At 63.6% G+C, this 26,855-nt stretch carries 21 protein-coding genes; 13 read left to right on the top strand and 8 right to left on the bottom strand.

Annotated features, from left to right (window positions below):
* The first annotated feature begins 11 nt into the window (after nt 1-11).
* Nucleotides 12-2,066, top strand: coding sequence for a polyphosphate kinase 1 (gene ppk1 / locus C8C98_RS01495; RefSeq protein ID WP_233574415.1), 2,055 nt, complete (start codon nt 12-14; stop codon nt 2,064-2,066).
* 11 nt (nt 2,067-2,077) lie between these two features.
* Nucleotides 2,078-2,539, top strand: coding sequence for a histidine phosphatase family protein (locus tag C8C98_RS01490; protein WP_121455950.1), 462 nt, complete (start codon nt 2,078-2,080; stop codon nt 2,537-2,539).
* 21 nt (nt 2,540-2,560) lie between these two features.
* Here C8C98_RS01490 and C8C98_RS01485 read toward each other — a convergent pair whose 3' ends face one another.
* The 3 genes from C8C98_RS01485 to C8C98_RS01475 form a co-directional block, all read right to left on the bottom strand.
* Complete coding sequence (locus C8C98_RS01485; protein ID WP_121452845.1) at nt 2,561-3,058, bottom strand: hypothetical protein; 498 nt, start codon at nt 3,056-3,058, stop codon at nt 2,561-2,563.
* 50 nt (nt 3,059-3,108) lie between these two features.
* Complete coding sequence (locus tag C8C98_RS01480; protein WP_121452844.1) at nt 3,109-4,587, bottom strand: Ppx/GppA phosphatase family protein; 1,479 nt, start codon at nt 4,585-4,587, stop codon at nt 3,109-3,111.
* An 82-nt stretch (nt 4,588-4,669) separates the two neighbouring features.
* The gene (locus tag C8C98_RS01475) at nt 4,670-5,842 is read right to left on the bottom strand and encodes an ABC transporter substrate-binding protein (protein WP_233574414.1); all 1,173 of its coding nucleotides are present in this window, start codon (nt 5,840-5,842) and stop codon (nt 4,670-4,672) included.
* A 403-nt stretch (nt 5,843-6,245) separates the two neighbouring features.
* Here C8C98_RS01475 and pstS point away from each other — a divergent pair, with 403 nt between their 5' ends.
* From pstS to phoR, 7 genes are all read left to right on the top strand, one after another.
* The gene (pstS, locus tag C8C98_RS01470; RefSeq protein ID WP_121452842.1) at nt 6,246-7,286 is read left to right on the top strand and encodes a phosphate ABC transporter substrate-binding protein PstS; all 1,041 of its coding nucleotides are present in this window, start codon (nt 6,246-6,248) and stop codon (nt 7,284-7,286) included.
* 170 nt (nt 7,287-7,456) lie between these two features.
* A complete protein-coding gene (gene pstC / locus C8C98_RS01465) occupies nt 7,457-8,383 on the top strand; it encodes a phosphate ABC transporter permease subunit PstC (protein WP_233194960.1) in 927 nt (308 codons plus the stop codon).
* The gene (pstA, locus tag C8C98_RS01460; RefSeq protein WP_121452841.1) at nt 8,380-9,261 is read left to right on the top strand and encodes a phosphate ABC transporter permease PstA; all 882 of its coding nucleotides are present in this window, start codon (nt 8,380-8,382) and stop codon (nt 9,259-9,261) included. The genes pstC and pstA overlap by 4 nt, the downstream gene beginning before the upstream one ends.
* Nucleotides 9,262-9,276: 15 nt before the next feature.
* Nucleotides 9,277-10,062: a phosphate ABC transporter ATP-binding protein PstB gene (gene pstB / locus C8C98_RS01455; RefSeq protein ID WP_099656177.1), complete on the top strand. Its 786-nt coding sequence runs from the start codon at nt 9,277-9,279 to the stop codon at nt 10,060-10,062.
* Nucleotides 10,063-10,071: 9 nt separating this feature from the next.
* Nucleotides 10,072-10,776, top strand: coding sequence for a phosphate signaling complex protein PhoU (gene phoU / locus C8C98_RS01450; RefSeq protein WP_121452840.1), 705 nt, complete (start codon nt 10,072-10,074; stop codon nt 10,774-10,776).
* 15 nt (nt 10,777-10,791) lie between these two features.
* The gene (gene phoB, locus C8C98_RS01445) at nt 10,792-11,499 is read left to right on the top strand and encodes a phosphate regulon transcriptional regulator PhoB (protein WP_121452839.1); all 708 of its coding nucleotides are present in this window, start codon (nt 10,792-10,794) and stop codon (nt 11,497-11,499) included.
* Between the two features lie 98 nt (nt 11,500-11,597).
* Nucleotides 11,598-12,923 (top strand): phosphate regulon sensor histidine kinase PhoR, encoded by a 1,326-nt coding sequence (gene phoR, locus C8C98_RS01440; protein ID WP_121452838.1) that lies wholly within the window; start codon nt 11,598-11,600, stop codon nt 12,921-12,923.
* On the opposite strand, the gene C8C98_RS01435 is transcribed toward phoR, so the two are convergent.
* The 5 genes from C8C98_RS01435 to trxA form a co-directional block, all read right to left on the bottom strand.
* Nucleotides 12,915-14,306 carry an MATE family efflux transporter gene (locus tag C8C98_RS01435; RefSeq protein WP_121452837.1) on the bottom strand — a complete coding sequence of 464 codons (1,392 nt, stop codon included), beginning with the start codon at nt 14,304-14,306 and terminating at the stop codon, nt 12,915-12,917. The two genes, phoR and C8C98_RS01435, sit on opposite strands and share 9 nt — an antisense overlap.
* Before the next feature lie 157 nt (nt 14,307-14,463).
* Nucleotides 14,464-16,170, bottom strand: a complete 1,707-nt coding sequence (locus tag C8C98_RS01430) for a hypothetical protein (protein ID WP_121452836.1) — start codon at nt 16,168-16,170, stop codon at nt 14,464-14,466.
* A 139-nt stretch (nt 16,171-16,309) separates the two neighbouring features.
* Nucleotides 16,310-16,567, bottom strand: a complete 258-nt coding sequence (locus tag C8C98_RS01425) for a type B 50S ribosomal protein L31 (RefSeq protein WP_099656171.1) — start codon at nt 16,565-16,567, stop codon at nt 16,310-16,312.
* A 272-nt stretch (nt 16,568-16,839) separates the two neighbouring features.
* Nucleotides 16,840-18,102 (bottom strand): transcription termination factor Rho, encoded by a 1,263-nt coding sequence (gene rho, locus C8C98_RS01420; RefSeq protein ID WP_056067265.1) that lies wholly within the window; start codon nt 18,100-18,102, stop codon nt 16,840-16,842.
* Between the two features lie 274 nt (nt 18,103-18,376).
* On the bottom strand, nt 18,377-18,709 hold the full coding sequence (gene trxA / locus C8C98_RS01415; RefSeq protein ID WP_099656170.1) for a thioredoxin TrxA: 333 nt from the start codon (nt 18,707-18,709) through the stop codon (nt 18,377-18,379).
* Nucleotides 18,710-18,818: 109 nt separating this feature from the next.
* Here trxA and C8C98_RS01410 point away from each other — a divergent pair, with 109 nt between their 5' ends.
* The 4 genes from C8C98_RS01410 (at nt 18,819) to C8C98_RS01395 (ending at nt 26,788) form a co-directional block, all read left to right on the top strand.
* A complete protein-coding gene (locus C8C98_RS01410) occupies nt 18,819-21,425 on the top strand; it encodes a PD-(D/E)XK nuclease family protein (RefSeq protein WP_121452835.1) in 2,607 nt (868 codons plus the stop codon).
* Entirely contained in the window at nt 21,422-24,985 is a 3,564-nt protein-coding gene (locus tag C8C98_RS01405; protein ID WP_121452834.1) for an exodeoxyribonuclease V subunit beta, read from the top strand. Before C8C98_RS01410 ends, C8C98_RS01405 begins: the two co-directional genes overlap by 4 nt.
* Nucleotides 24,986-25,146: 161 nt before the next feature.
* Nucleotides 25,147-26,475 (top strand): TIGR03862 family flavoprotein, encoded by a 1,329-nt coding sequence (locus tag C8C98_RS01400; protein WP_233574637.1) that lies wholly within the window; start codon nt 25,147-25,149, stop codon nt 26,473-26,475.
* A gap of 127 nt (nt 26,476-26,602) precedes the next feature.
* On the top strand, nt 26,603-26,788 hold the full coding sequence (locus tag C8C98_RS01395; protein ID WP_121452832.1) for a hypothetical protein: 186 nt from the start codon (nt 26,603-26,605) through the stop codon (nt 26,786-26,788).
* Nucleotides 26,789-26,855: the final 67 nt, after the last annotated feature.

Genomic DNA, 26,855 nt, shown 5'->3' with positions numbered 1-26,855 from the left:
GCAAAAGCCCCATGTCCCCTGTTGTGATGCTGGACCGTGATCAGAGCATCCTGGCATTCAACGAGCGGGTGTTTGATTGGGCCGCACGCACGGACGTGCCGTTGCTGGAGCGGCTGCGTTACCTGTGCATCGTGTCGTCCAATCTGGATGAGTTTTTTGAGGTGCGGGCTGCGCCACACATCACTGCCGCCAAGAACGGGGACGCCAAGGGCCTCTACAGTGCTGCGTCGCTTGAGTCCTTGTCCGCAATCGTCCACAACCTAGTGGTGCGCCAGTATGCGTTGTACAACGAGTCCTTGGTCCCCGCGTTTGAGTCGCATGGAATTCGCATCGTCTCCCACGGGGAACGCAATGCCGCGCAGCGGCGCTGGGTACAAGACTACTTTGTGAAAGAGGTGCGGCCTTTGCTCATACCGGTGGGGCTGGATCCGGCCCATCCGTTTCCGCAAGTGGCCAACAAATCCTTGAATTTCATTGTGCGCCTGCGCGGACCGGATGCCTTTGGTCGTGAGAACGAAGTCGCCATTGTGAAAGTGCCTCGGGCCTTGCCACGCCTGGTTCGCATGCCCAGCAAGGTGGCCCCGCAAGGCACTTGGTTTGTGAGCCTTTCGAGCATCATCCGCTCCCATCTGCACGACCTGTTTCCAGGGCGCGAAGTCACCGAATTCTCGCAGTTCCGGGTTACCCGGCATTCGGACATGGCGCTGGACGAGGAGGATGTGCGCAACCTGCGCACTGCTCTGCGCCAAGGGCTTCAGCAGCGTCACTATGGCCAAGCGGTTCGATTGGAGGTATCTGCCGGTTGTTCTTCGTTTTTGTCTGAGTTTTTGAGGGCGCAGTTTGCGCTACCGCCTGCGGCTGTCTACAGGGTTCCAGGGCCTGTCAATCTGGTGCGGCTGACGCAATTGGTGGATCTCGTCAATGACCCCGCTTTGTTGTTTCCGCCCTGGCGCTCGTCCTGGCCACGGCAGTTGCAGCAGGGAGTCTCTATTTTGGAGCAGGTGCGCCAGAGGGACGTGGTGATCCACCAGCCATTTGAGAGTTTCGATGGCGTGCTGGCATTTTTGCGCGAGGCCGTCAACGACCCTCAAGTGCTGGTGATCAAGCAAACGATCTACCGCACAGGGGCTGATTCAGAGTTGATGGAGTTGCTGACGGAAGCGGTGCGCCGCGGCAAAGAGGTCATGGCGGTTGTGGAGCTGAAAGCCCGCTTTGATGAAGAGGCCAACATCAACTGGGCAGAAGCTCTGGAGTCTGTGGGGGCGCAGGTGGTTTATGGGGTGGTGGGCCTCAAGACCCACGCAAAGATGCTGTTGGTGACCCGCCGGGAAGGTGGGCGTTTGCGCCGCTACGGGCACCTCTCCACGGGCAACTACAACGTGCGCACAGCACGCTTGTACACAGACCTCAGTTACCTGACTGCGAACGAGGAAACCACTGCTGACATGGATGGCGTTTTTAGCCACCTTGCCAGCCAGAATCGCCCGCCTAAGCTGCGCCAACTGATCTTGGCCCCATTTCATCTGCAGCGCCGCATGCAGGAAAAGATTGAGCAGGTGGGGCAAGCGGCCAGTCGAGGAGAAGATGCACGCATCGTGCTCAAGATGAACGCCTTGACCGACGAGGCTTTGATTCGGGCGCTGATCCTGGCCGGGCAGTGCGGTGCGCGCATTGATCTCATTGTGCGTGGAGCGTGCATGTTGGCCGCTCAGGTACCGGGCGTCACCGATAACATCCGCGTGCGCTCGGTCATTGGCCGGTTCTTGGAGCATACGCGGGTGTTTTACTTTCGCAGCAATGGCCAAGAAGACTTGTATCTTTCGAGTGCCGATTGGATGAATCGCAACATGATGCGGCGCATTGAGTTGGCGTGGCCGGTGACGGACTCGAAACTGCGCCAGCAAATTGTGGATGAGTGCTTGGTGGCCTATTTGCATGACGACCGGGATGCGTGGACCTTGGACGCCAACGGTGCGTACCAGCGTGCAAGCCGCCCATCGACAGGGCATGGCGCGCAGAACGCCTTGATGGTGCGCTATGGCGCGGCGGGGCTTCGGTCTGCGTGACGGGGGATGAAATGGATTTGATTCTCTGGCGACATGCCGAGGCCGAAGAGGCTGCCGAGGGGGTAGATGATTTGGCACGCGCGTTAACGCCGCGCGGCGAGAAGCAGGCGGCCAGAATGGCCGCCTGGCTGGACCGCCAATTGCCCGAGGGGTTGCGTGTGATTGCCAGCCCGGCGCGCCGAACAGAGCAGACGGCAGCAGCGCTGGGCCGCAAATTCAAAATGCGTGCTGAACTGTTACCAGGCGGCACAGTGCAAGATTTGCTCGACTTGGCGCAATGGCCCAACGCCCGGGGCACCATCTTGATTGTGGGACACCAGCCCGTACTGGGGCAGGTGATTGCCCAATTGCTCGGGCTGCAGTCGCCTGAGTGTGCGGTACGCAAAGGGGCTGTGTGGTGGCTGCGCCAGCGGCAACGCCTGGAGCAGAGCCAAACGGTCCTGATGACCGTTCAGTCCCCCGAGTACCTGTGATGCTTTGCTTTGCCAGTGGGCTTACTTGGTGCGAGCCTTGGCGGCTGGCTTTGCCTTGGGGGCCGCCACTGCCACTGGTTTGGGTTGTGGTGCCTGCGCTTCTTTGGTAGGGCGCCCGGTTTTGATGGAAGGCACGGCCTGTAAGGCGGTGCGCAGCGCAGCATCAGAGAGGCCTGCGAGCAGCTTCAGTCCAGCGCGCAGCAGCTCGCTCTTTTTGACAGGGTGCGAGAGACCCAGTGCCCGCTGCTTCAGGTTTTCAATCACCAGGTATTCGTCCTTGGGGATGGTGAAGCTGTCGCGCACCAACTTGGGCTTTTTGGTCTTGGCTTCCTTGATGGGGATCGCTTTGCTCGGGGCTGCTTTGGCTTTAGGGGCCGCCGCTACCTTGGCTTTTTCGGTTTTTGCCTTGGTGGGCGATGCTGGTGCTTTTTTTGCGGGAGCGGCGACTGCTTTGGTGGCTTTTGCCGGTTCTTTTTCTGCAGCGGTAGCGACGGGCGTTGTTTCTTGGGCGGTGTTCATGTAGTTCTCCTTAAACGGTATAAACAGTTTATACCGTTTAAGGGTGTGTATCAATCACCCACGATGTGCAAATCCCAAGGCGTTTTTTGCCAGGCGGTGACTTCTTCCTGCAGCAAGTGGGCCGATTGGGGATAGGCTTTTGACCAAGGCGGTGGGGCTGAGAGTGTGAATACGCCAGGCTCTGCCTGCAACCGTATGCCTGAGATATCGGGGGCGCGCCGTGCGTGGCACAGCGCTACGGCCAATCGAAGGCACAGCAACTGCAGAGCAAAGATGGGGTCGGATAAATCCGCCTCTAGCTTGCGCACTTTTCCACGTTGTCCCAAAACGAGCACACTCAGTCGATGCAACTCGGGCAGCGCAAAGCCTGCCGCGTCTGTGTTGTCGAGGATGTAGGCGCCGTGCCGGTGGTAGTCGCTGTGCGAAATGCGGCATCCCACCTCGTGCAACTTGGCAGCCCATTCCAGTTTGCGTGCGGCCCGCTCACTGTCGGGCTGCGCCGCTTGCAAGAAGAGCTTGCAGGCCGTTTCGGCAACGCGTTCGGCGTGGGGCACATCCACGGCAAAGCGCTGCATCAGGGCGTTCACGGTGTCGGTGCGCAGGTCGGTCTCGGGCTGCTCGCGGTCCAATAGGTCGTAGAGGGCGCCTTGTCGCAAGGCCCCTTGCGCCACCTGCATTTCGTCAATATCCAGAAGATCGAACACCGCTCGCAGGATGCTGATCCCGCCGCCAATCACGGCGCGCCGGTCTTCCTTGAGTCCTTCCATGCGAACTCGGTCTGCGCTTTGGGCGCGCAGCAGTTTGTCGCGCAATGCCTCCAGGCCCGAGCGAGTGATGATGCCCTTGGGACCACCCATGGCTGCTAGCACATCGCCCACGGCACCGGCTGTACCTGATGATCCATACGCCACATCCCACGCGTCTCGGCGAAAAACGGCCAGAGCCTCGTCCAGCACGGCTTTGGCGGCGATTTCTGCGGCCAGAAAGGCCTGGGGGGTGAAGGCGCCATCCGCAAAATAGCGGGACGACCATGCCACGCTGCCCACCCTGAACGAAGCCACGGACTTGGGGGAGAACTGCTCGCCCAAAATCAGTTCGGTAGATCGCCCCCCAATGTCCACCACCAGCCGGCGTTCATCGGATTGCGGCAGCAATCGGGCCACCCCTTGGTAGATCAGTCGGGCTTCTTCGATGCCAGACACTACGTCAATCGGGTACCCCAGCACCTCACTGCCGCGGGTTAGAAAATCGTCCCGGTTGCGGGCTTCGCGCAGAGTTTGGGTGGCGACGGCTCGCACATGTTCGCGAGGAAATCCAGCCAGTCGTTCACCAAATCGTGCCAGGCAGGCCCAGCCGCGCTCCAGCGCGTCTTGCGTCAGGTTGCGGTTGTCGTCCAGCCCGTTGCCTTGGCGCACGGTCTCCTTGAGGTATTCGACTTTGTGGATGTGGCCGTGCTCGAAGCGGCCAATTTCAAGGCGAAAGCTGTTGGATCCAAGATCCACAGCTGCGAGCAATGTTCCGTTTTGCATGGGGTGGCGCAGTGTGCGCAGTCTCTCTGGCTCTGATCTTGGGCAGCATAGCATCTGCCTTGCGCGAATGGCGGCTGGGGCCTTAGCCCACAATGCGACCGTCGGATGACAGCATGCTTTGGGTCACAAAGGGCGCGGAGCGTTTCTTGTCTTGATAGGAAACAGCCCAGCCACCCACTGTGACGGGCTTGCGTTGCTGGAAGGCCGCCAGTGCATTGGCCCGGGTGATGGTGCCGTTAATTTGTTGCAACACCTCGGCGGTGTACTTGGCGGCAATAAAACCGGCCAACCCCTGGGGCGAGGGGGGCTCGTCGTACAAACGTGCCAGGGCTTCTCGGTATGCGCGGACGATGGGCAGGCCCGCAGTGACCAGGGGAACGGTCTGTGTGGCGACGATGGACACTTTCTTGGGCAGATTGCCCATTTGGGCCAGCACCTGCAAATTCACGTCGGCCAATGCAATCACGTAGCACTGGCGCCCCGCTGGCAGTTTGAGTTTTTCCACAAACGCGTGCAGTTCGGGGGTGCCCCCCACAAAAAGAACGATGGGCTGCGTCAACTGCGCGTCCGCGCCGATGGTTTGCACCTTGACGTTCTGCTCGCGTGCGGCTTGCGCCACTGCGGCTTGCCAAAGAGCAGGGTCATGGCCCGCCGCATAGGCGACGGCCAGTTCTGGGACACCCATGGATGCCAGGGACTTCAATGCATGGGTGACTTGCGCGCGCAAGTCGGCAAAGACATCAAATACGGTATCGGATGCACCTTGGGCTGTAGTGTGGTGCAGCCATGGGGCCACCAAAGGCAGCGGGTTGTTGGTGTCCGCACCTGTTTGCAGCTTGGCAAGCCCTTGGGCCGCGTTGTGCCCTACGCAGCCCGCCAACGCTGCGCACTGGCTTTGACGGTGGGCGGTTTGCCAGGCCGACTGGAGTTGCCCTGGGGTGCCATCGGTTTCCAGAACCATGTGCTGCACCGGTTTGCCCTGGATGCCACCGCGTGCATTCGTGTCTTGCCACGCCGCGCGCGATCCGGTCAGAAAATCTCGGCTCACATCTTGTTGGGTGGGCGACATGTCCACCACTTGTGCAATCGAAACGGTGCGCGAGCTGTCCCCCTGTGCCCAGGTGGGCTGCCCGGCCGTAACCCATACCCCCATGCCTGTTGCCCAGCGCAGCCAATCACGTCGCCCCAGCGCGACGGCGCCACTACTCCTGCGCAGGGGGCGCGAGGCAGGGTGGGTCGTGATGTGGGTGAGCATGGGGTGTGATTTGGGGTGTCGGCGGCGCTCTGGTGCGGTCATGGTTGGGGCTTGTCTCGGGCGGGCAGACCTGCGGTGGGTCATAAAGTGGGGCAGCGTCCATGCCATCGATGTCTCTTGTGAGGTCGTAGCAGCGCGTAGGCCGGTGGCGGGAGACTAAGGGGGCTTTGTGTCATTCTTATGACGGTGAGCCGCAAGAACTCCACGAGTCGGTCCACGTGATGTTGTCGCCTGGGGGGGCTGCGCAGTTTGGATGCAGATCGGTAAGGTATTCGTGCGCCCACGACTCCTTGAAAATCGCTCCTGCGGCTGTTGTGACAATCCATTTTTTTATGTCACAACACTGTCATAGAGTGATCCTAGAGTAGCGACATCCCAACTTATTCACCCTAGAGGTCTTTCCATGAAACTGTCTGCGATTCGAGTTCTGGTTGCCGGTGTGGTTGCTGCGGGTGCTTTTTCCAGCGCCATGGCGCAGCAAGAGGCAACTGGCGCGGGTGCCAGCTTCCCTGCACCCCTGTACTCCAAGTGGGCTGCTGATTACAACAAGGCCACTGGTGTGAAGATCAACTACCAATCCGTTGGCTCCGGAGCTGGCCTGCGCCAGATCGAAGCCAAGACAGTGGACTTTGGTGCCTCTGATGCCCCGCTCAAGGATGAAGAACTGAGCAAAAAGGGCTTGGTTCAGTTTCCTACCGTGATCGGTGGCGTGGTGCCGGTGGTCAATATCAAGGGCATTGCTGCCGGTCAGATCAAGCTCAGCGGCCAAGTGTTGGGCGACATTTACCTGGGCAAAATCACCAACTGGAACGATGCCGCCATCAAGGCGCTCAACCCCAGTGTGGCTCTGCCTGATGCCGCCATCGCCCCTGTGCGCCGTGCCGACGGTTCGGGCACCAGCTTTATCTTTACTAATTACCTGAGCAAGGTGAATGCTGAGTGGAAGAGCAAGGTTGGTGAGGGCACAGCAGTGAACTGGCCTACGGGTGCGGGTGGCAAGGGCAACGAAGGCGTGGCTGCGTTTGTGGGTCGTCTGCCCAACTCCATCGGTTACGTGGAGTACGCCTACGTCAAGCAAAACAAGATGACCTATGTGCAGATGCAAAATGCCGATGGTCAGTTTGTCGCCCCTGACGACACCGCCTTCAAGGCTGCTGCTGCAGGTGCAGATTGGGCCAAGAGCTTCTACCAAATCTTGACCAATCAGCCTGGCAAGGAATCCTGGCCCATCACTGGCGCCACCTTCATCCTGATGCAGAAGTCGCAAGACAAGCCTGTGCAGGCGGCTACGTCTCTGAAGTTCTTTGAATGGGCTTACAAGTCTGGGGACAAAACCGCTGAAGACCTGGACTATGTGCCTATGCCTGACGCTGTGAAGGGCATCATTCTGAAGTCTTGGGCTGGTATCCAAGATGCGGCTGGTAAGGCGATTGCATACAAGTAAGTAGTCTGGTGGGACTGGCTGGCTTGATGGCCTGGCCAGTCCCCAGATTGCATTTATAGAAGGCTCTTAACGTGTCCACTATCTTGCCGGTCCCGCAAACCCCGTCTGCCAAGGCGGGGCGTGGCGCTCAACGGACCACGCCACCTCGCCCGCAGCCCTTGATCTCTGGCATGTTGGCTGACCGCATTTTTGGTTGGCTCGCTCGCAGCGCAGCCGTGCTGACCTTGCTGCTCCTGGTGGGCATCCTTGTTTCTTTGGTGATCGGAGCCTGGCCTTCGATCGCGAAATATGGCCTCAGTTTCCTGACCCGTAGCGTCTGGGACCCCGTACAGAACGAGTACGGTGGCTTGGTCATGATTTACGGTACCTTGGCCACCTCGGTCATCGCCTTGCTGATCGCCGTGCCCGTGAGTTTTGGCATTGCGCTGTTTTTGACCGAACTTTCTCCCGCCTGGCTCAAGCGTCCTTTGGGGACTGCGATCGAACTGCTGGCGGCCGTGCCGTCCATTGTGTATGGCATGTGGGGGCTGATGGTGTTTGGCCCCATTCTTGCGCGCTTTGTGCAGCAGCCTTTGCAAGCGATGTTCAGCGGAGTGCCTTACTTGGGCGCTTTTGTGTCGGGCCCTCCCGTGGGCATCGGCATTTTGTCGGCGGGCATCATCCTGGCCATCATGATCATCCCCTTCATTGCGTCGGTGATGCGTGATGTGTTTGAGGTGACCCCCGCCTTGCTCAAAGAGTCTGCCTATGGCTTGGGTGCGACCACTTGGGAGGTTGTCTTCAAAGTGGTGCTGCCGTTCACCAAGACCGGTGTGCTCGGCGGCGTCATGCTGGGCCTGGGCCGTGCGTTGGGCGAAACCATGGCCGTGACATTCGTCATCGGCAATATGAACCAGCTCGACTCCCTGTCGGTGTTTGAGGCGGCCAACAGCATCACCTCTGCATTGGCCAACGAGTTCGCCGAAGCCGGTGAGGGCTTGCACCAGGCGTCCCTCATTTACCTGGGCTTGGTTCTGTTCTTCATCACCTTCGTGGTGCTGTCTTTGTCCAAGCTGTTGCTGTCGCGTCTTAAAAAGAGTGAAGGGGCGCGTTCATGAGTACCTCTCAACGCCTGATTTCTGCCGCCGATTTGGCGCAAATGCGGCAAGCCCGCTACAACGGCCGCAAGCGCGTCAACCAGATTGCGCTCACGCTGTCTTTAGCGGCCATGCTGTTCGGTGTGTTCTGGCTGGTCTGGATTCTGTGGGAAACCATCCGCCTGGGCCTGGGTGGCCTGAGTGTGGCGCTGTTCACGCAGATGACCCCACCACCCAACGAAGTGGGCGGTATTTCCAACGCCATCTTTGGTTCGTTGGTCATGGTAACGATGGCCACGTTTGTGGGCACGCCGATTGGCATCATGGCCGGTATCTACTTGGCCGAATACGAGTCGCGCAGCTGGCTGGCGGCCACGACCCGGTTCGTGAACGACATTTTGCTGTCCGCCCCGAGCATCGTGATTGGCCTGTTTGTGTACGCAGTGGTGGTAGCCCGGTTCAAGAGCTTCTCAGGCTACGCCGGGGTGCTGGCCCTGGCGCTGATCGTGATTCCGGTGGTCATCCGCACTACCGAAAACATGCTGCTGCTGGTGCCTGCCAGCCTGCGTGAGGCGGCTTATGCCCTGGGCACGCCCAAGTGGCGCGTCATCACCATGGTTACCTTGCGTGCGGCCCGTGCCGGTGTGATCACTGGGGTGTTGCTGGCTGTGGCGCGCATTGCGGGTGAGACAGCGCCTCTGCTGTTTACCGCGCTCAACAACCAATTCTGGAATGCCGATCTGTCCAAACCCATGGCCAGCTTGCCGGTCACGATTTTCAAATTTGCGATGAGCCCCTATGAGAACTGGCAGGAGCTGGCGTGGGCCGGCGTGTTCCTGATCACGGTAGCTGTTCTCGGTCTCAACATCCTGGCGCGTGTTTTGACACGCCAGAAATAAACAAGGAAGACATTCATGCCCTCCACCCTGCAAGCATCCGCATCCGCCAACTCCAAGATCACGGTGCGCGATCTGAACTTTTACTACGGCAAATTCCACGCCCTCAAGGGCATCAACCTGGACATCCCCGAGAACAAGGTCACGGCCTTCATCGGCCCTTCGGGCTGTGGCAAGTCCACCCTGCTGCGCACCTTCAACCGCATGTTCGAGCTGTACCCCGAGCAGCGCGCTGAAGGCCAGATCGTGCTGGACGGTGAGAACCTGCTCACCAGCAAGCAGGACGTGGCCCTGGTGCGCGCCAAGGTGGGCATGGTGTTCCAGAAGCCCACGCCGTTCCCGATGTCCATCTACGACAACATCGCGTTTGGTGTGAAGCTGTTTGAAAGCCTCAACGCCACTGACATGGACGACCGTGTGGAATGGGCGCTGCGCAAGGCGGCACTGTGGAACGAAGTCAAGGACAAGCTCAATCAAAGTGGCTCCAGCCTCTCGGGCGGCCAACAGCAGCGCCTGTGCATTGCACGCGGCATTGCCATCAAGCCCGAAGTGCTGTTGCTGGACGAGCCTTGCTCGGCGCTGGACCCCATCTCTACCGCCAAGGTTGAGGAACTGATTGCCGAGCTGAAGAACGACTACACCGTGGTCATCGTGACCCACAACATGCAGCAGGCCGCGCGCTGCAGCGACTACACGGCCTACATGTACCTGGGCGATCTGGTGGAGTTTGGCGAGACAGAGCAGATGTTCTTCAAGCCCCAGCGCAAAGAAACCGAAGACTACATTACCGGCCGTTTCGGCTGAGGAGACACCATGCCCGAAAAACACCTCTCCACCCAGTTCGATAGCGAACTCAATAACGTCTCTTCCCGCGTGATGGAGTTGGGCGGCTTGGTGGAGTCGCAAATCCGCCAGGCGATCTATGCCTTGTCCCAGTTCAGCATGGACGCCGTGGAGCAAGTGGTCGCCATGGAGCAGCGCGTGAATGCCATGGAGGTGGAGATTGACCATGAACTCTCGTCCATCATTGCCCGCCGTCAACCCACGGCGCGCGACCTGCGCTTGCTGATCGCTTTCTCGAAGGCCACCGCCAACCTCGAGCGCATGGGCGACGAGGCGCACAAGATGGCGCGGATGGTCAAGTCCATCATTGAAAGCGGTGCCGCGCGTTCACTGCCCTCCAGTGATTTGCGCATGGCGGCAGATTTGGCCTCCGGCCTGCTGCGCAAGGCCCTGGATGCCTTTGCCCGCCTGGACACCAAAGCCGCGCTCGCCATCCTGAAAGAAGACGACCTGATCGACAAGGAGTTCGACGGGTTTGTGCGCAAGCTGGTCACCTACATGATGGAAGACCCTCGCACCATCTCTGCCAGCCTGGACTTGCTCTTTTTGGCCAAGGCGATTGAGCGCATTGGCGACCACTCCAAGAATGTGGCCGAACTCATCATCTATCTGGTCAAAGGCAAGGACGTGCGCCATACCGCGATGGACGATATTGAATCGACCGTGTTGCAGTAAGGGAAGGGCATCGCCATGAAGAAAATGCCCCGGGTCTTGATCGTTGAGGATGAACCCGCGATTGCCGAGCTGATTGCCGTGAACCTGCGGCACAACGGGTTCCAGCCCATCTGGTCTGAAGATGGCGAGTCGGCCCAGCGCGAGCTGGATGCCGTGCTGCCGGACGTGATCCTGCTGGACTGGATGTTGCCTGGCCAAAGCGGGCTGCAGCTGGCCCGCAAGTGGCGCGCCGACAGCCGCATCAAGGCCATCCCGATCCTCATGCTCACCGCGCGCGGTGACGAGCCTGACAAGGTGGCTGGTCTGGATGCGGGTGCGGACGACTACATCACCAAGCCGTTTTCCACGCAAGAGCTGCTGGCCCGCATCCGTGCCGTGCTGCGCCGCCGCGCGCCCGAACAGGTGAACGACAGCGTGACCATTGGCGATCTGGTGCTGGACGCAGCCACCTACCGCGTCACCTTCCAGGCGCAACCCCTCAAGGTGGGGCCTACCGAGTTCAAGCTGCTGCACTTTCTCATGAAGCACTCGGAGCGGGTGCACAGCCGCTCGCAGTTGCTCGACAAGGTGTGGGGTGACCATGTGTTCATTGAAGAGCGCACGGTGGATGTCCACGTCAAGCGCCTGCGCGAGGCCTTGGGCACGGCAGGCACCATGGTCGAGACCGTGCGCGGCGCAGGTTACCGCCTCACGGCCCAACCCCAGGCGCTGATGCAGGCCTGAGGGCCAGCTTCCAGCCGCTGCTGGGTTTGCACTGAACGGGCCACAGGCGGGCCTGCCATCGAAATGGCCCGCATTTTTGAGAAAGCTGTGCGTCTCGCATGTTTTGGCGTTTTGTGTTTTTCCTGACCTGGCAACTGGCCGGAGGCGGGCTGGGTTGGTGGCGGGCGGGCCCATGGGGCGCAGCAGCGGGGGCTGCGGTGGCGGCCTGGGCTTGGTTTGTCTGGGACTTATCGCGCGGGGCTCGCGTGCTGCTGTGGTTGCGCACGGGTGAGCTGGCCAAGGCTCCGAATATGCGCGGCATGTGGGGCGAAGCGGCTGACCGTGCTCGCCGACTGCTGCGCCAAAGTGAAGCCAGAGAACAGGACAGTCTGAGCCGGCTCCACGAGATTCTGGCCGCGCTGCAGGCCACGCCCAATGGCGTGGTGCTGCTCGACAGCGAAGGCCATATTGAGTGGTGCAACCAGATCGCTGCCAGCCAGTTTGGCATCGATGCGCAACGCGATGTGATGCAGTCCATCGGCAACCTGGTGCGCGACCCGGACTTCAGTGCCTACTACGCCGCACATGATTTTTCGCACGACGTGGTGCTGCAGGGGCGCGACAGCAAGCCCTCACGCCCCGTTCGCATCTCGGTGCATCTGCACCCCTATGGCGACGGGCGCAAACTGCTGCTGTCGCGCGATGTGACGGCCTTGGAGCAGGCCGATGCCATGCGCCGCGATTTCGTCGCCAACGTGTCGCATGAGATTCGCACGCCGTTGACGGTGTTGATCGGCTTTGTGGAGACTTTGCAGACCCTGCAGCTTTCGCCACAGGAGCGCAACCGTTACCTGGGCATGATGGCGCAGCAGGCTTCGCGCATGCAGAGCGTAGTGCAGGATTTGCTTACGCTCTCGCGCCTGGAAGGCAGTCCGCCGCCTGGTATTTCGGAGTGGACGCCCGTGCAGGCGTTGCTCCACCGCTGCGAAGAGGAAGCTCGGGCGTTGTCCTCACTGCTTACGCCGAACCAGGCGCGCCCGCATGTGCTGGGGTTTCCTGCGCTCGAGCAGTTGCGCGCCATGGGTGATATTGCCGGGGTGCCTGCTGAGTTGCAAAGCGCGCTCTCCAACATCATCAACAATGCCATCCGCTACACGCCGGTCGGCGGCAGCATCACGGTGACCTGGGAGCGCAGCAGCGATGGATCGGCCCTGTTCTCCGTGCGAGACACCGGGCCAGGCATTGCGGCCGAACACATCCCCCGGCTGACGGAGCGCTTTTACCGAGTGGACCGCAGCCGCTCGCGGGAAACCGGAGGCACTGGCCTGGGGCTGGCCATCGTCAAGCATGTGTTGCAGCGCCACGGTGCTTCGCTCAACATCGCCAGTGAGGTAGGAAAAGGCTCGACGTTCTCGGTCTCCTTCCCGGCCAATCGCCTACGCTGATGGCGGGGGCTGCGCCGTCCGTGCGGCGGCTTTGAGCAGCATCGCGCCAAACGCGGCTGCGGTGATGGCCAGGGCCAGGGCGCTGCAGGCCCAGAATGCGGTGGGTGAGTGGGCCATCTGCGCCCAGGGGCTCCACGTGCCGTAGGCCAGCAGGTAGCCGCCCCCCAGCCCCAGGCCCCACAGCAGCAGGCAATACACCACCAGTGGCGCCACCGTGATGTGGTAGCTGCGCAGCACAAAGACGCAAAAGGTTTGGCAGGCATCGGTCAAGTGGTAGGCCGCTACCCACAGCAGCAGGCCCGACGCCACCGCCACCACGGCAGGGCTGCCCGAGTACAGGCTGGCTATGGCATGGTTTGCTATAAATAACATAGCTGCTAGCGCAATACCTGTGAGCGCTGCAACCCTAAAGCCCATATAAACGATGCGGCGGGCGTGCTGCGGATCGCCTGCGCCCAGCCAGTAGCTCACGCGGGTGCTGGTGGCAATCGCCAGTGACAGGGGCACCATGTATAGCAGCGCCCCCATGTTCGAGGCGATCTGGTGCGCCGCCGCCGCCGTCGTGCCCTGGCGAGCTATGAACAACGCCATCAGAGTGAATGACGTCACCTCCACCATGATGGCCAAGCCCGCAGGCACGCCCAGTTGCAAGAAACTGCCCAGTGTGGGGCCATGGGGGCGCTCCAGCGGGCGCCACAGTTGCAGGGGCTCGTAGATGCCTTGGGTGCGCAACAGCCACAGCGCCAGTCCCAGCATGGTGTAGTTCACGATCAGGGTGGCCCAGGCGCACCCCACCACCCCTTGGGCGGGCAAGCCCGCGCCGCCCAGCGTGAACCAGATGGACAGCGGGATTTTGATAAAAAGCGAGCCCACCTGCAGCCAGGTCACCAACTGCGGCCTGCCCATCGCCTGGTTCAGTGTGCTGTAGATGCGAAACAGCAGCGCAGCAGGCAGTGCGAAGGCCAGCACCGCCAGGTATTGCACCACCTCGGCGCGCAGCGTGGGCGGGATTTCGGTCCATCGCAGCAGGGGAGCGGGTGACAGCAGCAGTCCCATGCCCAGCACCGATGCTGCTGCGCACAGGTACAGCGACTGCCGCACCGACCGCCCTATTGCTGGCAGGTCGCCTGCGCCACGTTGCTGCGCCCACACCGGCATCAGCGCCTGCAGCACCCCCATCAGGCCCACATAAATGCTGATGAAAATCGCCGAGCCCACCGACAGTGCCGCCAATGACGCTTCGCCATCCCGGCCTGCGACCAAGGTGTCTGTGACGCCAAACGCCATCACCGCCAACTGCCCTGCCAGCACGGTGGCCGCGTGGCGTGTAATCTGGGGCAGTTCGGGGGGCTTGTCTTGAATACGGGGCAGGGCGTTAGTCATGCGGGACTGGGGTGGGGACGTGGCTGACACTTGTGTAGCGAGGCTCGATGGCAGACGGAGCGTGCGGCCGTGCTGCACGATCCATTGGCATCATTGCAGACCGCGCTGTCGCCCTGGATCGGGCGGCACAGGCGGATGGGCTTTGGCGCTAAGGCCGCTACCGCGAGGTGCGCTGGAACACCAGCACCTGGTCGTTCTTGTCGGTGGGTCGGGGCACATTGGCGACGGGCGTCCACTCAGCGGCCTGAACAACGCCCGGAGGTGCAGGCCATGCGCTCGCATCCACCAGCAACCAGTTGCAGTCCTTGTTGTCATTCTTGCTGTCGGCAGGCTGCAGGGTGAGCCCGCCGTGGTACTGAAAGGCCGCAGTTTGCGCGCGGCTGAGCCCATAGGTCTGCACGCAGCTTTGCGGCGCATCTGGCATTACCCGCAGCATGTTTTGCACCTGAGGCACATAGCTGCGCGCGTGATTGAGCAAAGGCAACCATAGCGTCATGAGCAGCAGCCAGCCCAGCGCGGCACCGCTGGCGGGCAGCACCAAGCTCTTCCAGATGGCGGCTCGGTCGCGTGAGGCACGCCACCACACAAGGCTGCACCAAGCCACCGAAGCGGCCAGCGCCACCAGCAAAGCGATCCATGAAAAGGAGGGCGCAAACTCAGGCGCCAGCTTGGCCACGTTGGCTGCGGGTTTGGCGGGTACGCCGGTTTGCATGGCAATCCAGATCACCCAGATGGCCAGGGCTGAAAGGCTGAAGAACAGCAACGTGAACCAGTCGATCAGCGCTGCCACGGCGCGGCTGAGGGTGGGCAGGGCAAAGGCCGCCAGTGTGGCCATGGCCGGCAGGCCCAGAAGCAGGGCTCGGTCTGCCGGGTTGGTGGTGATGGTGGCCCCGATGGACACCAGCGAAAACCACAGCGGTAGCCACAGGTGGCGGTGCCATTGGGCACTGGCAATCTGCTTGCGCCAACGCCACAAAGTCCAGATAGCCAGAGGCCAGGCAGGCCAGCCAAACCACAGCAGCAGGCGTGCCAGGCTCAGCCATTCCTTGCCGCCTGCCGCAATGCTGACAATGCGCCAGCCCCACAGGTCCAGCAGCCAGGTCATCCCGGCGATGGCTGCCAGCAGCGCCACGGTGGCACAGGCCCAGGTGCGGCGGTGCGCTACTTCCTGGGCCGGTGCATGCCATAGCAGCCAGGCCCCACCCAGGCCCAGCAAGGTGGCCAGTGTGGGCGCACCTGCCAGCGCCAGGCCTGCCAGCCCGGCCACCAGGGCCAGCGCAGGTGCCACGCGGTGAAACGCCAGGCCTGCGAAACCAAAAAACACCAGGGCGGTGCAGCACAACTGCACCAGGTAACTGGTGGCCTCGTGCGAGAGTTGCGCCAGCCCCAGGCAGGCCAGCAGGGCCAGCAGCCCGCCATCGGCCATGGCGCGGGCGTAGTCGGTGGGAAGGGCCTCACCACCAAACGCAAACGCGACCGGCTGGGCGGCAGGGCTGCGGGCCAGGTAATACACGCCGTACCAGGTGGCCACCAGGGTCAGCACCAGCAGCCCCACAAAAGGCAGGCGCGCAGCCATGTCGGGCGATATGCCTGCGGGCGCCCACTGGATGGCCAAGGCCCCCAGCCAGTAGGGCAGCAGGCCATCTGTCTCGGGGGCTACCCCACCCAGCAATGGGTTCAACCAGGACGTCTTGCCCCGCGCCAGTTCCAGCATGTAGCCAAAGGCGCTGACATCAGAACTCTTCCAAGGGTCGCGCACCACAAAGCCCGGGATGACATACGCCATGCACAGCAACAGCAGGGCCCAGCGGGGCAGTGCTTTGGCGGCTTTTTGGCTAACGATGGCGGGTGTGGGGGGGGTCACGCGAGATGCCAGGCAGGAAGGTGAAGGGGGTCGAACAAAAGAGGCGTTGCCGAGGATAAAGGCAAAACCAAAGAGCCAGAACCAAAGAAAAAAGGCAGCACGGTTGCCCGGGCTGCCTTTTTGGCGAAACGGCCGCGAATTACTTCGCTGCGGTGGTCTTGCCGAAACGGTTGCGGAACTTCTCCACGCGGCCGCCCATGTTGTCCACCGACTTTTGTGTGCCAGTGTAGAAGGGGTGCGATTCAGAGGAAGTGTCCAGCTTGAACAGAGGATAGTCCTTGCCTTCGAAGGTTTCGGTTTCCTTGGTGTTCACGCAAGAACGGGTCACGAACTTGAAGCCGTTGGACAGGTCAACGAACAACACTTCGCGGTAATTGGGGTGAATGCCTTCTTTCATGATCAATCCTTGTCAAGTGCGGGAGCCGTGCAGGACCCGGGGCAACCTTTGCACCGTGGAACATCCAGCGTACTTTCCGCAGAAAAAGCCCTCTATTATTGCACAGGCGGTCGGACAGCATTTTTGCGATGGCCTGTGACCGCTGAAACTGGCGTGGCCTGGGCCAGAACCGCCGCGCAAGGACCGCCCCGCCGCGCTGGCGGTGTCCCCCTTCCCGAATTGCGTAGCAATTCGAGAGAAGGGGGAAGGCGCGACAGCGCCTCAGGGGGTTGTCACCCCCCTCGTCTCATCATGTCGAAGAAGTCCACATTCGTTTTTGTGGCCTTCATGTTCTTGATCATGAGTTCCATGGACTCGATCTCGTCCATGTTGTACATGAACTGGCGCAGGATGCGGGTCTTTTGCAGGATCTCGGGCGCCAGCAGCAGCTCTTCGCGGCGGGTGCCGCTCTTGTTGAGCTCGATGGCGGGGAACACGCGCTTTTCGTACAGGCGGCGGTTCAGGTGGATTTCGCAGTTGCCCGTGCCCTTGAATTCTTCAAAGATCACTTCGTCCATGCGGCTGCCGGTGTCGACCAGCGCGGTGGCGATGATGGTCAGCGAGCCACCTTCTTCGACCTTGCGAGCGGCACCGAAGAAGCGCTTGGGGCGCTGCAGCGCGGCGGCGTCCACACCGCCCGACAGCACCTTGCCGCTGGAGGGCACGACGTTGTTGTAGGCACGGGCCAGGCGGGTGATGGAGTCGAGCAGAATGACCACGTCCTTCTTGAGCTCGACCAGGCGCTTGGCGCGCTCGATCACCATCTCGGCCACGTGCACGTGGCGCGCTGCGGGCTCGTCGAAGGTGGAGGCGATGATCTCGCCCTTGACCGTGCGCTGCATTTCGGTCACTTCTTCAGGGCGCTCGTCCACCAGCAGCACCATGAGGTGCACGTCGGGGTTGTTGGCCGTGATGGCGTGGGCGATGTGCTGCATCATCACCGTCTTGCCGCTCTTGGGCGGGGCAACAATAAGTGCGCGCTGGCCACGGCCGATGGGCGCGATGATGTCGATGATGCGGCCGGTGATGTTCTCTTCGCTCTTGACGTCGCGCTCCAGGCGCATCTGCTCCTTGGGGAACAGGGGCGTCAGGTTCTCAAACATCACCTTGTGCTTGTTCTGCTCTGGCGGGCCGTCGTTGACCTTGTCGAGCTTGGTCAGCGCAAAGTAGCGCTCACCGTCCTTCGGGGTGCGCACTTCGCCTTCGATCATGTCGCCCGTGTGCAGGTTAAAGCGGCGCACCTGGCTGGGGCTGATGTAGATATCGTCGGTGCTGGCCGTGAAGCTGGTATCAGGGCTGCGCAAAAAGCCGAAACCATCGGGCAGGATTTCCAGCACGCCGTCTGCAAACACCTGCTCGCCCGCCTTGGCGCGCTTTTTGATGATGGCAAACATCAGCTCCTGCTTGCGCATGCGGCCCGTGTTTTCGATTTCGAGTTCTTCGGCCTGCTTCAGGACTTCAGACACGTGCAGTGCCTTGAGTTCGTTTAAGTGCATGGAATGACTCCTTGGCGGAGCTGGTAAGAATCTTGGGGGAGTGGGGGCTGGTGCCAGATGGGCTGCTGTTTGCAGGTCCGACTTGCCGGGGATCTTGGTCCGTCTGCCAGTGCGTGCAGGCCGGTGATCTGAAGGAATTATGACAGGAAAAAATGCAGCCGCTTTGCGTGATCGCAATAGGTGCTAGTGCTGCAACGAGGCTTTGGTGCCATCGGGTGCCGCACGCACCCTAAAAAAATGCCCCGCAGGCAGCAAACCAGCGAGGCTTTGGGGATCAGGCCAATTGCTGATCGATGAAGGCGGTCAGTTGCGCCTTGCTCATGGCGCCCACTTTGGTGGCGGCCAGTTGGCCGTCTTTGAACAGCATCAAGGTGGGGATGCCGCGGATGCCGAACTTGGCGGGGATCTCACGGTTTTCGTCCACATTCATCTTGGCGATTTGCAGCTTGCCTTGGTAGGTGCCTGCGACCTCGTCCAGGATGGGGGCAATCATTTTGCAGGGGCCGCACCACTCGGCCCAGTAATCCACCAGCACCGGGGTGCCGGGTTGCAGCACGTCGGCTTCAAAGCTGGCGTCGGAGACATGTTTGATGAGTTCGCTGGCCATGGCGGATTCCTTGATTTTGAGCGGGTTGTGACCGGTGTACGTTTAAAGTCTGGGCATTGTGACAGAAACCAATACCACGTACACCGTTATGGCCGGGGCTTGTGACGCTATGACTGTCATAGCGAAAAGCGATCATGGCACGGGCCTGGGCGCGGCCCTGTGGCAACGTGCGCTGGCCCAGGTGGCCGTGCATGCCCAGGCCCACGGTGCCCATTTGGCGCGCACCGTGGTGCTGGTGCCTTACGCCCAGCTCATGCCCTGGGCCCAGCGCCACTGGGCGCTGCAGTTTCCGCAAGGCTTTGCTCCGCGCTTTGAAACCAGCCGCAACTGGGCGCGCCAATTGCAGGTGTTTGAGCCTTCGGCCGATGACTTTGCGGGCGACGTGGCGCGCGACACCCTCACGGCCCGTGCCTTGCTCGACCGCGTGGGCCAGGGCGCCCAGCGCGAGATGCTGGCCACGCCGCTGCAAGAGGCCGCAGCCCAACTGGCCCCTGTCGTGGCGGCCGTGCCCCCCGCGCAGCGAGTGGCTTGGGGCGATGGGGCCCGCACACTTCTAGCCAGCGCGGACGAGGGCAGCTCCCTGCACTACGAGGCCTTGGTGGCGCGCCTGGCGCTGGAATGGGTGCTGGCTTCGCGCCACGCCACCGATGTGCTGTTTGAGCCGGGCGTGCGCGCGGCGGTGGATGCCGTGGTGGTGCTCGAAGGGTTTCAGTCCGACGCACTGACCCCGGCCCTGATGGCCCATTGGGGTGAGTGCGGCGTGCGCGTTGCGTTGCCGGCATTGGTCGATGCAGTCCCTGCGCCGCCCCAACTCGCTTTGCACACAGCCACCGATGCCGAAGACGAAGCCCACCGCGCCGCCGCCTGCGTTTTGGCCCATGTCCGCGATGGCCGGGTGCCCGTGGCGCTGGCTGCGACTGACCGGGCCTTGATCCGCCGTGTGCTGGCCCACCTGGACAGCAGCGGGGTGCTGGTGCGCGATGAAAGCGGTTGGATTCTTTCCACCACGCGCGCCGCTTCGCGGGTCATGGCGGCGCTGCAGGCTGCGGCGTGGAATGCCTCGTCCAACGCGGTGCTGGACTGGATCAAACACACTCCCGCGCTGATGTCGGGCGAGGTCAACCGCCTGGAGCAATGGCTGCGCAAGGGCGTGGTGCAGCACTGGAGCGCCGCCGCAGCCCGCGACCTGAGCGCGCAGCCCCATCTGGCCCGCACCGTGGCCACGGTGGAGGCCTGGCGCGACACCCTGCGCACCGCCCGCCCGCTGGCGCAGTGGCTGCCCGCGTTGCGTGCGGTGCTGGAGCAGGCGGGGCAGTGGCAGGGCCTGCAGGCTGACCCTGCGGGCATGCGCGTGCTGGCGGCGCTGCGCCTGCAAGACGGCCAGCAGGCCGAGCTGGAGGGCTGGGGCCCCGGGGATGGCGGCGCGGGCCGCCGCATGACACTGGCCGAATTCACCCGCTGGGCCAAAGACGTGCTCGAAGCCGGGCGCTACGTGGCCGCGCAAGCCGCCGATGCGCCCGTGGTGGTGGTGCCCCTGCCGCAACTGCTGGCCCGCCCGTTTGCTGCCGCTGTGCTGCCGGGCTGCGATGAAAAGCGCCTGCAAGCCGCGCCTGAGCCCGCTGGCGACTGGTCCCAAGCCCAGCGCGAGGCTTGGGGCTTGCCCACACGCCAGTCGCTCGAAGCCGCCCAGCGGGCCGCCTGGGCGCACGCCCTGCGCACGCCGGTGGTGGATGTGCTGTGGCGCACAGGGGACGAGGGGGGCGAGCCGCTGCTGGCCAGCGCCTTGGTGCTGGCCCTGCAACTTGAGGGCACTGCCACGCCCGGCACGGACGACCGCGCCGCACGCGAAGTGCTCGCCACGCCCACGCAGCGCCCGCAGCCCGTGGGCCAGGCCTTGCCCGTGGTGCAGCTCTCGTCCACCGCGTATTCCGACCTGCGCCATTGCCCCTACCGCTTCTTTGCCCAGCGCCAACTGGGCCTGCGCGAGGCCGACGAGCTGGACGCTGCCGTGGACAAGCGGGACTTTGGTAACTGGCTGCATGCCGTGCTGCAGCGCTTTCATGAAGCCCTGCTGGCCGAGCCCGCCGACGGTGCGGACGAGCGCCGCGCCCGAATGGACGCCGCCGCCGAGGCCGTCACCCACGAGCAGCGCCTGCAAGACGGCGACTTTCTGCCCTTTGCCGCAGGTTGGTCGCAACTGCGCGATGGCTACCTGCACTGGCTGGCGGGGCACGAACAGCAGGGCGCCAGCTTCCGCCAGGCCGAGGTCAAGGCCCGCCAGCCGCTGGGCGACCTGGAGCTGATCGGAACCCTCGACCGCATCGACGGCGTCTCGTCCACTGGCGAGCCCACGGCGCTGGTGATTGACTACAAGACCGAAAGCGACAGCGTCACCCGCCAGCGCATCAAGGCCGGGGCCGAGGACACGCAACTGGCCTTCTACGCCGCCTTGTTGAGCCACGACACTCTGCGCGCCGCCTACGTTAACGTGGGCGAGCGCGGTGAGACACAACTGCACGAACAGGACGAGGTGGTGCACCTGCGCGATGTGCTGATCGAAGGCATCCAGCACGACATGGCCCGCATCGCCGCTGGTGCGCCGCTGCCTGCTTTGGGCGAGGGCTCGGTGTGCGAGTTCTGTGCTGTGCGCGGCCTGTGCCGCAAAGACTATTGGGCGGACGCTAAGCAGGCGCCGCCCGTGCAACAAACGCCATGACCGACAGCACTCCCCAGGCCAACCCACCCATCCAGGCCGCCTACGAACACAACGGCCGTCCCGTCTCGCGCGAGGCCTTCTACGCCATCGCCTGCGACCCCGCGCGCAGCGTGGCGGTGGAGGCCTGCGCCGGTGCGGGCAAGACCTGGATGCTGGTCTCGCGCATGCTGCGGGCGCTGCTGGACGGCTGTGCGCCGCACGAAATCCTGGCCATCACTTTCACCAAAAAGGCCGCGGGTGAGATGCGCCAGCGCCTGCAGGAATGGCTGGAGCAGTTCAGCCACAAGCCGCTGGAAGAGCTGCCGGCAGAGCTGGTTGCACGCGGAATCAGCCCCCAGGGCGCACTGGACAAGCGCGAGGCGCTACAAAATTTATACCGCCAGCTGCTGGGGGCTGGCCGCCCGGTGCAGATCCGCACCTTCCACAGCTGGTTTGCCGCGCTGCTGGGCACGGCCCCGCTGGCGCTGCTGCAGCAGCAAGGTCTGCCCGCGCACTTTGAGCTGCTGGAAGACGATGCCGAGGCCGTGCGCGAGGTGTGGCCGCCGTTTCTGCAGACCGTGGCGGAGAGCGCCAGCCTGCGTGCCGACTACGAAGCCGTGGTGGCCCGCCATGGCCGATCACAAACCCACAAGGCGCTGGCAGCGGCGCTGGCCAAGCGGGTGGAGTTTGACCTGGCCGACGCGGAAGGCGTTGTGGATGCATCGGTGCCGCCGTTCCAGCAGGCCTACCCCGACCTGGCCGCGTTGGCAGAGCCCGCCGAAGCGCTGCAGACCGAGGCCGCCCTGCAGCGCTGGCGCAGCCGTGCCAGCGCTTTGGGCGCCGAGTCCAACAAGACCCCGCAAAAGGCGGCCGACGCCATCATCGACGCGCTGGGCTGCACCGACCTGAACCAGCGCCTGGACCAATTGCGCCGTGCGATGTTCGTGGCCAAGGAAGACCGCCTGTCCAAGAACCTCGAGAAGTTCCCCGCCGCGCAGGAGGCCGAGCCCGAGCTGCAGCGCCTGCTCACCGCCCGCCGCCAGCACGAGGCCTGGCAGCACCAGCAGCGCATGGCCCGGCTGGCGCGCTGCCTGATTGCGCAGTTTGTTGCCGTCAAGCAGCAGCACGGCTGGGTGGACATGAACGATGTGGAGCGCACGGCCCTGGTCATGCTGGCCGACCCGGTCCTCTCTGGCTGGGTGCAAGAGCGGCTGGACGCGCGCATCCGCCACCTGCTGGTCGATGAGTTTCAGGACACCAACCCGCTGCAGTGGCAGGCGCTGCACGCGTGGCTGTCGGGCTACGCTGGCTCGGGTGGTGGGTCGGCCGCGCCCAGTGTGTTCATTGTGGGCGACCCCAAGCAGAGCATCTACCGCTTTCGCCGCGCCGAGCCGCAGGTGTTCATCGCCGCGCAGGCGTTTGTGCGCGACGGGCTGGGCGGCGACCTGCTGAGCTGCGACCACACACGCCGCAACGCGCAGGGCGTGATCGGTGCCGTCAACGCCGTGATGGGCGAGGCTCAGGCGCAGCACGAGACCAGCGGCTTTCGCGACCACACCACAGAATCCAAGCATCCCGGCCAGTTGCTGCGCCTGCCCGCCATCACCGATGCGGACGACGACAACCAAGGCGCAGCCCGCGACGCCCTGGCCTGGCGCGACAGCCTGACCGAACCTCGGCACGAGGCTGAAGAAACCCAGCGCATGCGCGAATGCACCCAGGCCGCCGCCTGGGTGGCCGCCCAAATCGCCAGCGGCACCCCGCCCAAAGAGGTGCTGGTGCTGGCTCGCAAGCGCGACCGCCTGGCCAGTATGCAAGACGCCCTGCGAGCCCTGCACCTGCCCTGTGTGCAGCCCGAAAAGGCCGACCTGTTCGACGCGCCCGAGGTGCAGGACATGGTGGCATTGCTGGATGTGCTGGTCTCGCCCACGCACGACCTGCCTTTGGCCCGCGCGCTCAAGTCGCCGTTGTTTGGCCTGGGCGATGACGCTTTGGTGGCCCTGGCCGTGTTGCGCCGCCAGCCTGAACATACGGGCAGTAGCTGGTTTGATTTGCTATTAAAAAGTGAGCTTCTACCGCTTGATATGCAAGCGCTGGGGCCTGTTTTGATTCAATACCAGGCGTGGGTAGGCAGCCTGCCTCCGCACGATGCGCTGCATGCCATCTACGAGCATGGCGACTTGCTGGCCCGTTTTGCCGCCGCCGCACCCCCCACCCAGCGCCTGTCGGTGCAGGCCAACCTGCGCGCCCTGCTGGCCGCAGCGCTGCAGCACGATGGGGGCCGTTACCTCACGCCCTATGCCTTGGTGCGGGCCATGAAGAAGGGCGGCGTGCGTGCCCCCGGCCGTGCCGACGCGCAGGCCATCCGCCTGCTGACGGTGCACGGCGCCAAGGGGCTGGAGGCCGACTGCGTGCTGCTGCTGGACACCGACACCCGCCCGCAAAAAGCCGAGACCATGGGCGTGCTGGTGGACTGGCCTGGTGAGCAGACCGTGCCCTCGGCCTTCGTCTTTTTGGCCAGTGAGTCGAATCCGCCGCCCAGCGCGGTGGACGCACTCGTCGCCGAGCAGCAGGCCCGCAGCCGCGAGGAGCTGAACATGCTCTATGTGGCCATGACACGCGCCAAGCACTGTCTGGCGCTGTCGTCCGTGCAGCCCAGCAATTCGGCGCCGGGCAGCTGGTGGAACCGGCTGACACCCTTGGCTCAGTTGGTGACCGAGGTGGACGTAGGCATCGCCCCGGCACCTGCCGCCGGGGCCGGGGCAACCCCCGACACCTTCACCATCGCCGCGCTGCAACCCCTGCCCGAGGCCCTGCGAAGTGCCCGCACCAAACCGGGTGCAGTGGCCGCCGCCGACCCCAGTGGCGCCACGCCCGTGGCCATGCCCGGCGATGGCGACTCCACCCCCCTGTCGCGCCAGGGCGACGCCATGCACCAGCTGCTGGAGCAGGCCGGTGTGGCCGGGGCCCCGTTGGCCGACTTGCGCGCCCACGGCTGGCCTGCGGCGCGCATCGCCCGGCTGGCCAGCGACCACGACATCGCCCCGGCTGCCGCCGAGCTGGCCGCCCGCATGGCACAGGGCATTCTGGCGGGCGAGGGCGCCTGGGCCTGGGACCCGTCCCAGGTGCAGACAGCCATCAACGAGGCCCCGCTGCACTACCAGGGCCAGAGCCTGCGCATCGACCGGCTGGTACAGCGCCGTGCGTCTCCTGCAGATGACGCCGTGGCAGGCTGGTGGGTGCTGGACTACAAAAGCGCCGCCCAGCCCCAGCGCCAGCAGGCGCTGGTGGTGCAACTGCAGCGCTACCACGAGGCTGTGCAGGCCCTGATGCCGGGCGAGGTGGTGCACGCGGCCTTCCTCACGGGCGATGGGCGCATGGTGCGGGTGGGCGATGGGCCTGCGGGTGGCACAGGGGCGAGTGGGGGGGGGAGCGAGGGAGGCAAGGCAGGCCCATCGGCCGCCCCGGCCTCTGGCGTGGGGCATACTTCCGCCCCCGTTGCCTCGGCCGCGGCCCCGAAGTCCGAACGCCCGCGCGCCGCGCCGGGGCCTGCAGATTCTGCGCAAGGCTCCTTGTTTTGACCTAAATCCAGGGCCCTCAACCCGCGCAACGCCCCTCTTTTTAGCAAGGTTCTCCCGTGTCCCACACCCTCTCTTCTTCCCCCACACCCGTTGCGCCAGCCCTGCCTGCGGGAGCCTTGTCGTGTGACGTTGCCATCATCGGCGGTGGCCCGGCGGGCCTGATGGCGGCCGAGGTGCTGGCCCAGGCCGGGGTGGCCGTGCACCTGTTCGACGCCATGCCCTCGGTAGGCCGCAAGTTTTTGCTGGCGGGCAAGGGCGGGCTCAACCTCACGCACTCTGAGCCGCACGAGCCCTTTGCCAGCCGCTATGCCGCGCGCCAGTCGCAGGTCGAGCCGCTGCTGCGCACCTTTGGCGGCCCCGAGGTGCGCGCCTGGGCGCAGGGCCTGGGGGTGGAGACCTTTGTGGGCACTTCGGGCCGGGTCTTTCCCACCGATATGAAAGCCGCCCCTTTGCTGCGCGCCTGGCTGCACCGCTTGCGCGGGCAGGGCGTGCAGCTGCACATGCGCCACCGCTGGCTGGGTTGGGCCAACGACCACGATGCTGCGCAAGCCGCTCAGCCTGCGCAGCAAGCGCTTGATTTCACACCCTCCTCAGCGCATGTCCTGCGCTTTGCCACCCCTGCCGGCGAGTGCCGCGTGACCTGTCGCGCCGTGGTGCTGGCCCTGGGCGGCGGCAGCTGGGCGCGGCTGGGGTCTGACGGTGCCTGGGTGCCGCTGCTGGCCGAGCGCGGCGTGGCCGTGGCGCCCCTGCGCCCGTCCAACTGCGGCTTTGACGTGGCAGGCATGCACGCCCCAGCAGGCGAAACGCGCCGCGCCTTTTTGCAAGAGCTGCTGGGCCGCACCCCCGCCGCGCCCGTGGGCTGGACACCCCATTTTGTGGAGCGCTTTGCAGGCCAGCCGTTCAAGTCCGTGGCGCTGGGCTTTACCAGCAGCACCGGCCAGCAGTTCCAGCGCCGGGGTGAATTTGTGGCTACGGCCACAGGCGTGGAGGGCAGCCTGGTGTACGCCGTGTCACACCTTTTGCGCGATGAGATCGAAGCCCACGGCCACGCCACTTTCCATCTCGACCTGCTGCCCGACCACAGCCCAGAGCGTGTGCTGCAGGAAGTGCGCCACCCGCGCGGCTCGCGCTCACTGTCCAGCCACCTCAAAAGCCGCCTGGGGCTCGACGGCATCAAGGCCGGGGTGCTGTTTGAGCACCTGGGCAAAGACGGCATGAACAACCCCGTGGCCCTGGCCCACGCCATCAAGGCGCTGCCCATTACCGTGGTGGCCACCCGGCCCATCGACGAGGCCATCAGCACAGCGGGCGGCGTCACGTTTGAGGCGCTGGACGCGCACCTCATGGCCCAGGCCGCCCCGGGCGTTTTTTGCGCAGGCGAAATGCTGGACTGGGAGGCTCCCACAGGGGGCTATTTGCTTACCGCCTGTTTGGCCAGTGGTGTGCAGGCGGGGCAGGGTGTTTTGGCTTTTTTGGGTCGTAGCGCCTGATGGGTAAGCGCTGGTAGCTATCAGATTGATAGCGATGGGTGTGCGGTTGTGTCCCCTCTAAACAGCCTCTGGGGGATACCATGCACCCGTCCTCTACTGGCAACGTGTCAATGAAAGGGAAATTTGTATGAGCCAGTCCAATGCCCCTCACATCGTCGGCATGAAAGCCCAGATCGCTGAGCTGCAGGAGCAGATTCGCTCCCACGAGGCGGCCATTGCCGAACTGCGCGAGAAGGAATCCGAGCTGAAAACCATCGTCTCCACGCTGGAAGAGATGGAAAAATTCATGCGCGAGTCGGGTGTGGGGCGCTGAGCGCCTGCTTCAGAGATCGGCACAAGGCCAGCCTGGCGAGCGTCAGCGGCCAAGGGTTATTGGCATT

It is taken from the genome of Acidovorax sp. 106, from assembly GCF_003663825.1.
Lineage (GTDB): Bacteria > Pseudomonadota > Gammaproteobacteria > Burkholderiales > Burkholderiaceae_C > Acidovorax.
Note: the sequence above shows the minus strand (reverse complement) of the source record. Positions and strands in the feature narration are given on the sequence as shown.

Coding starts and splice junctions, on each gene's coding strand:
- trxA (WP_099656170.1), bottom strand. CDS start 18,709: ATGGCCAGCGAACTCATCAAACATGTCTCCGACGCCAGCTTTGAAGCC.
- phoR (WP_121452838.1), top strand. CDS start 11,598: ATGTTTTGGCGTTTTGTGTTTTTCCTGACCTGGCAACTGGCCGGAGGC.
- C8C98_RS01405 (WP_121452834.1), top strand. CDS start 21,422: ATGACCGACAGCACTCCCCAGGCCAACCCACCCATCCAGGCCGCCTAC.
- C8C98_RS01400 (WP_233574637.1), top strand. CDS start 25,147: ATGGCGGCCGAGGTGCTGGCCCAGGCCGGGGTGGCCGTGCACCTGTTC.
- phoB (WP_121452839.1), top strand. CDS start 10,792: ATGAAGAAAATGCCCCGGGTCTTGATCGTTGAGGATGAACCCGCGATT.
- pstS (WP_121452842.1), top strand. CDS start 6,246: ATGAAACTGTCTGCGATTCGAGTTCTGGTTGCCGGTGTGGTTGCTGCG.
- C8C98_RS01480 (WP_121452844.1), bottom strand. CDS start 4,587: ATGCAAAACGGAACATTGCTCGCAGCTGTGGATCTTGGATCCAACAGC.
- C8C98_RS01395 (WP_121452832.1), top strand. CDS start 26,603: ATGAGCCAGTCCAATGCCCCTCACATCGTCGGCATGAAAGCCCAGATC.
- C8C98_RS01485 (WP_121452845.1), bottom strand. CDS start 3,058: ATGAACACCGCCCAAGAAACAACGCCCGTCGCTACCGCTGCAGAAAAA.
- C8C98_RS01425 (WP_099656171.1), bottom strand. CDS start 16,567: ATGAAAGAAGGCATTCACCCCAATTACCGCGAAGTGTTGTTCGTTGAC.
- pstA (WP_121452841.1), top strand. CDS start 8,380: ATGAGTACCTCTCAACGCCTGATTTCTGCCGCCGATTTGGCGCAAATG.
- C8C98_RS01410 (WP_121452835.1), top strand. CDS start 18,819: ATGACTGTCATAGCGAAAAGCGATCATGGCACGGGCCTGGGCGCGGCC.
- C8C98_RS01435 (WP_121452837.1), bottom strand. CDS start 14,306: ATGACTAACGCCCTGCCCCGTATTCAAGACAAGCCCCCCGAACTGCCC.
- rho (WP_056067265.1), bottom strand. CDS start 18,102: ATGCACTTAAACGAACTCAAGGCACTGCACGTGTCTGAAGTCCTGAAG.
- C8C98_RS01475 (WP_233574414.1), bottom strand. CDS start 5,842: ATGCTCACCCACATCACGACCCACCCTGCCTCGCGCCCCCTGCGCAGG.
- ppk1 (WP_233574415.1), top strand. CDS start 12: ATGTCCCCTGTTGTGATGCTGGACCGTGATCAGAGCATCCTGGCATTC.
- pstB (WP_099656177.1), top strand. CDS start 9,277: ATGCCCTCCACCCTGCAAGCATCCGCATCCGCCAACTCCAAGATCACG.
- C8C98_RS01490 (WP_121455950.1), top strand. CDS start 2,078: ATGGATTTGATTCTCTGGCGACATGCCGAGGCCGAAGAGGCTGCCGAG.
- phoU (WP_121452840.1), top strand. CDS start 10,072: ATGCCCGAAAAACACCTCTCCACCCAGTTCGATAGCGAACTCAATAAC.
- pstC (WP_233194960.1), top strand. CDS start 7,457: ATGTTGGCTGACCGCATTTTTGGTTGGCTCGCTCGCAGCGCAGCCGTG.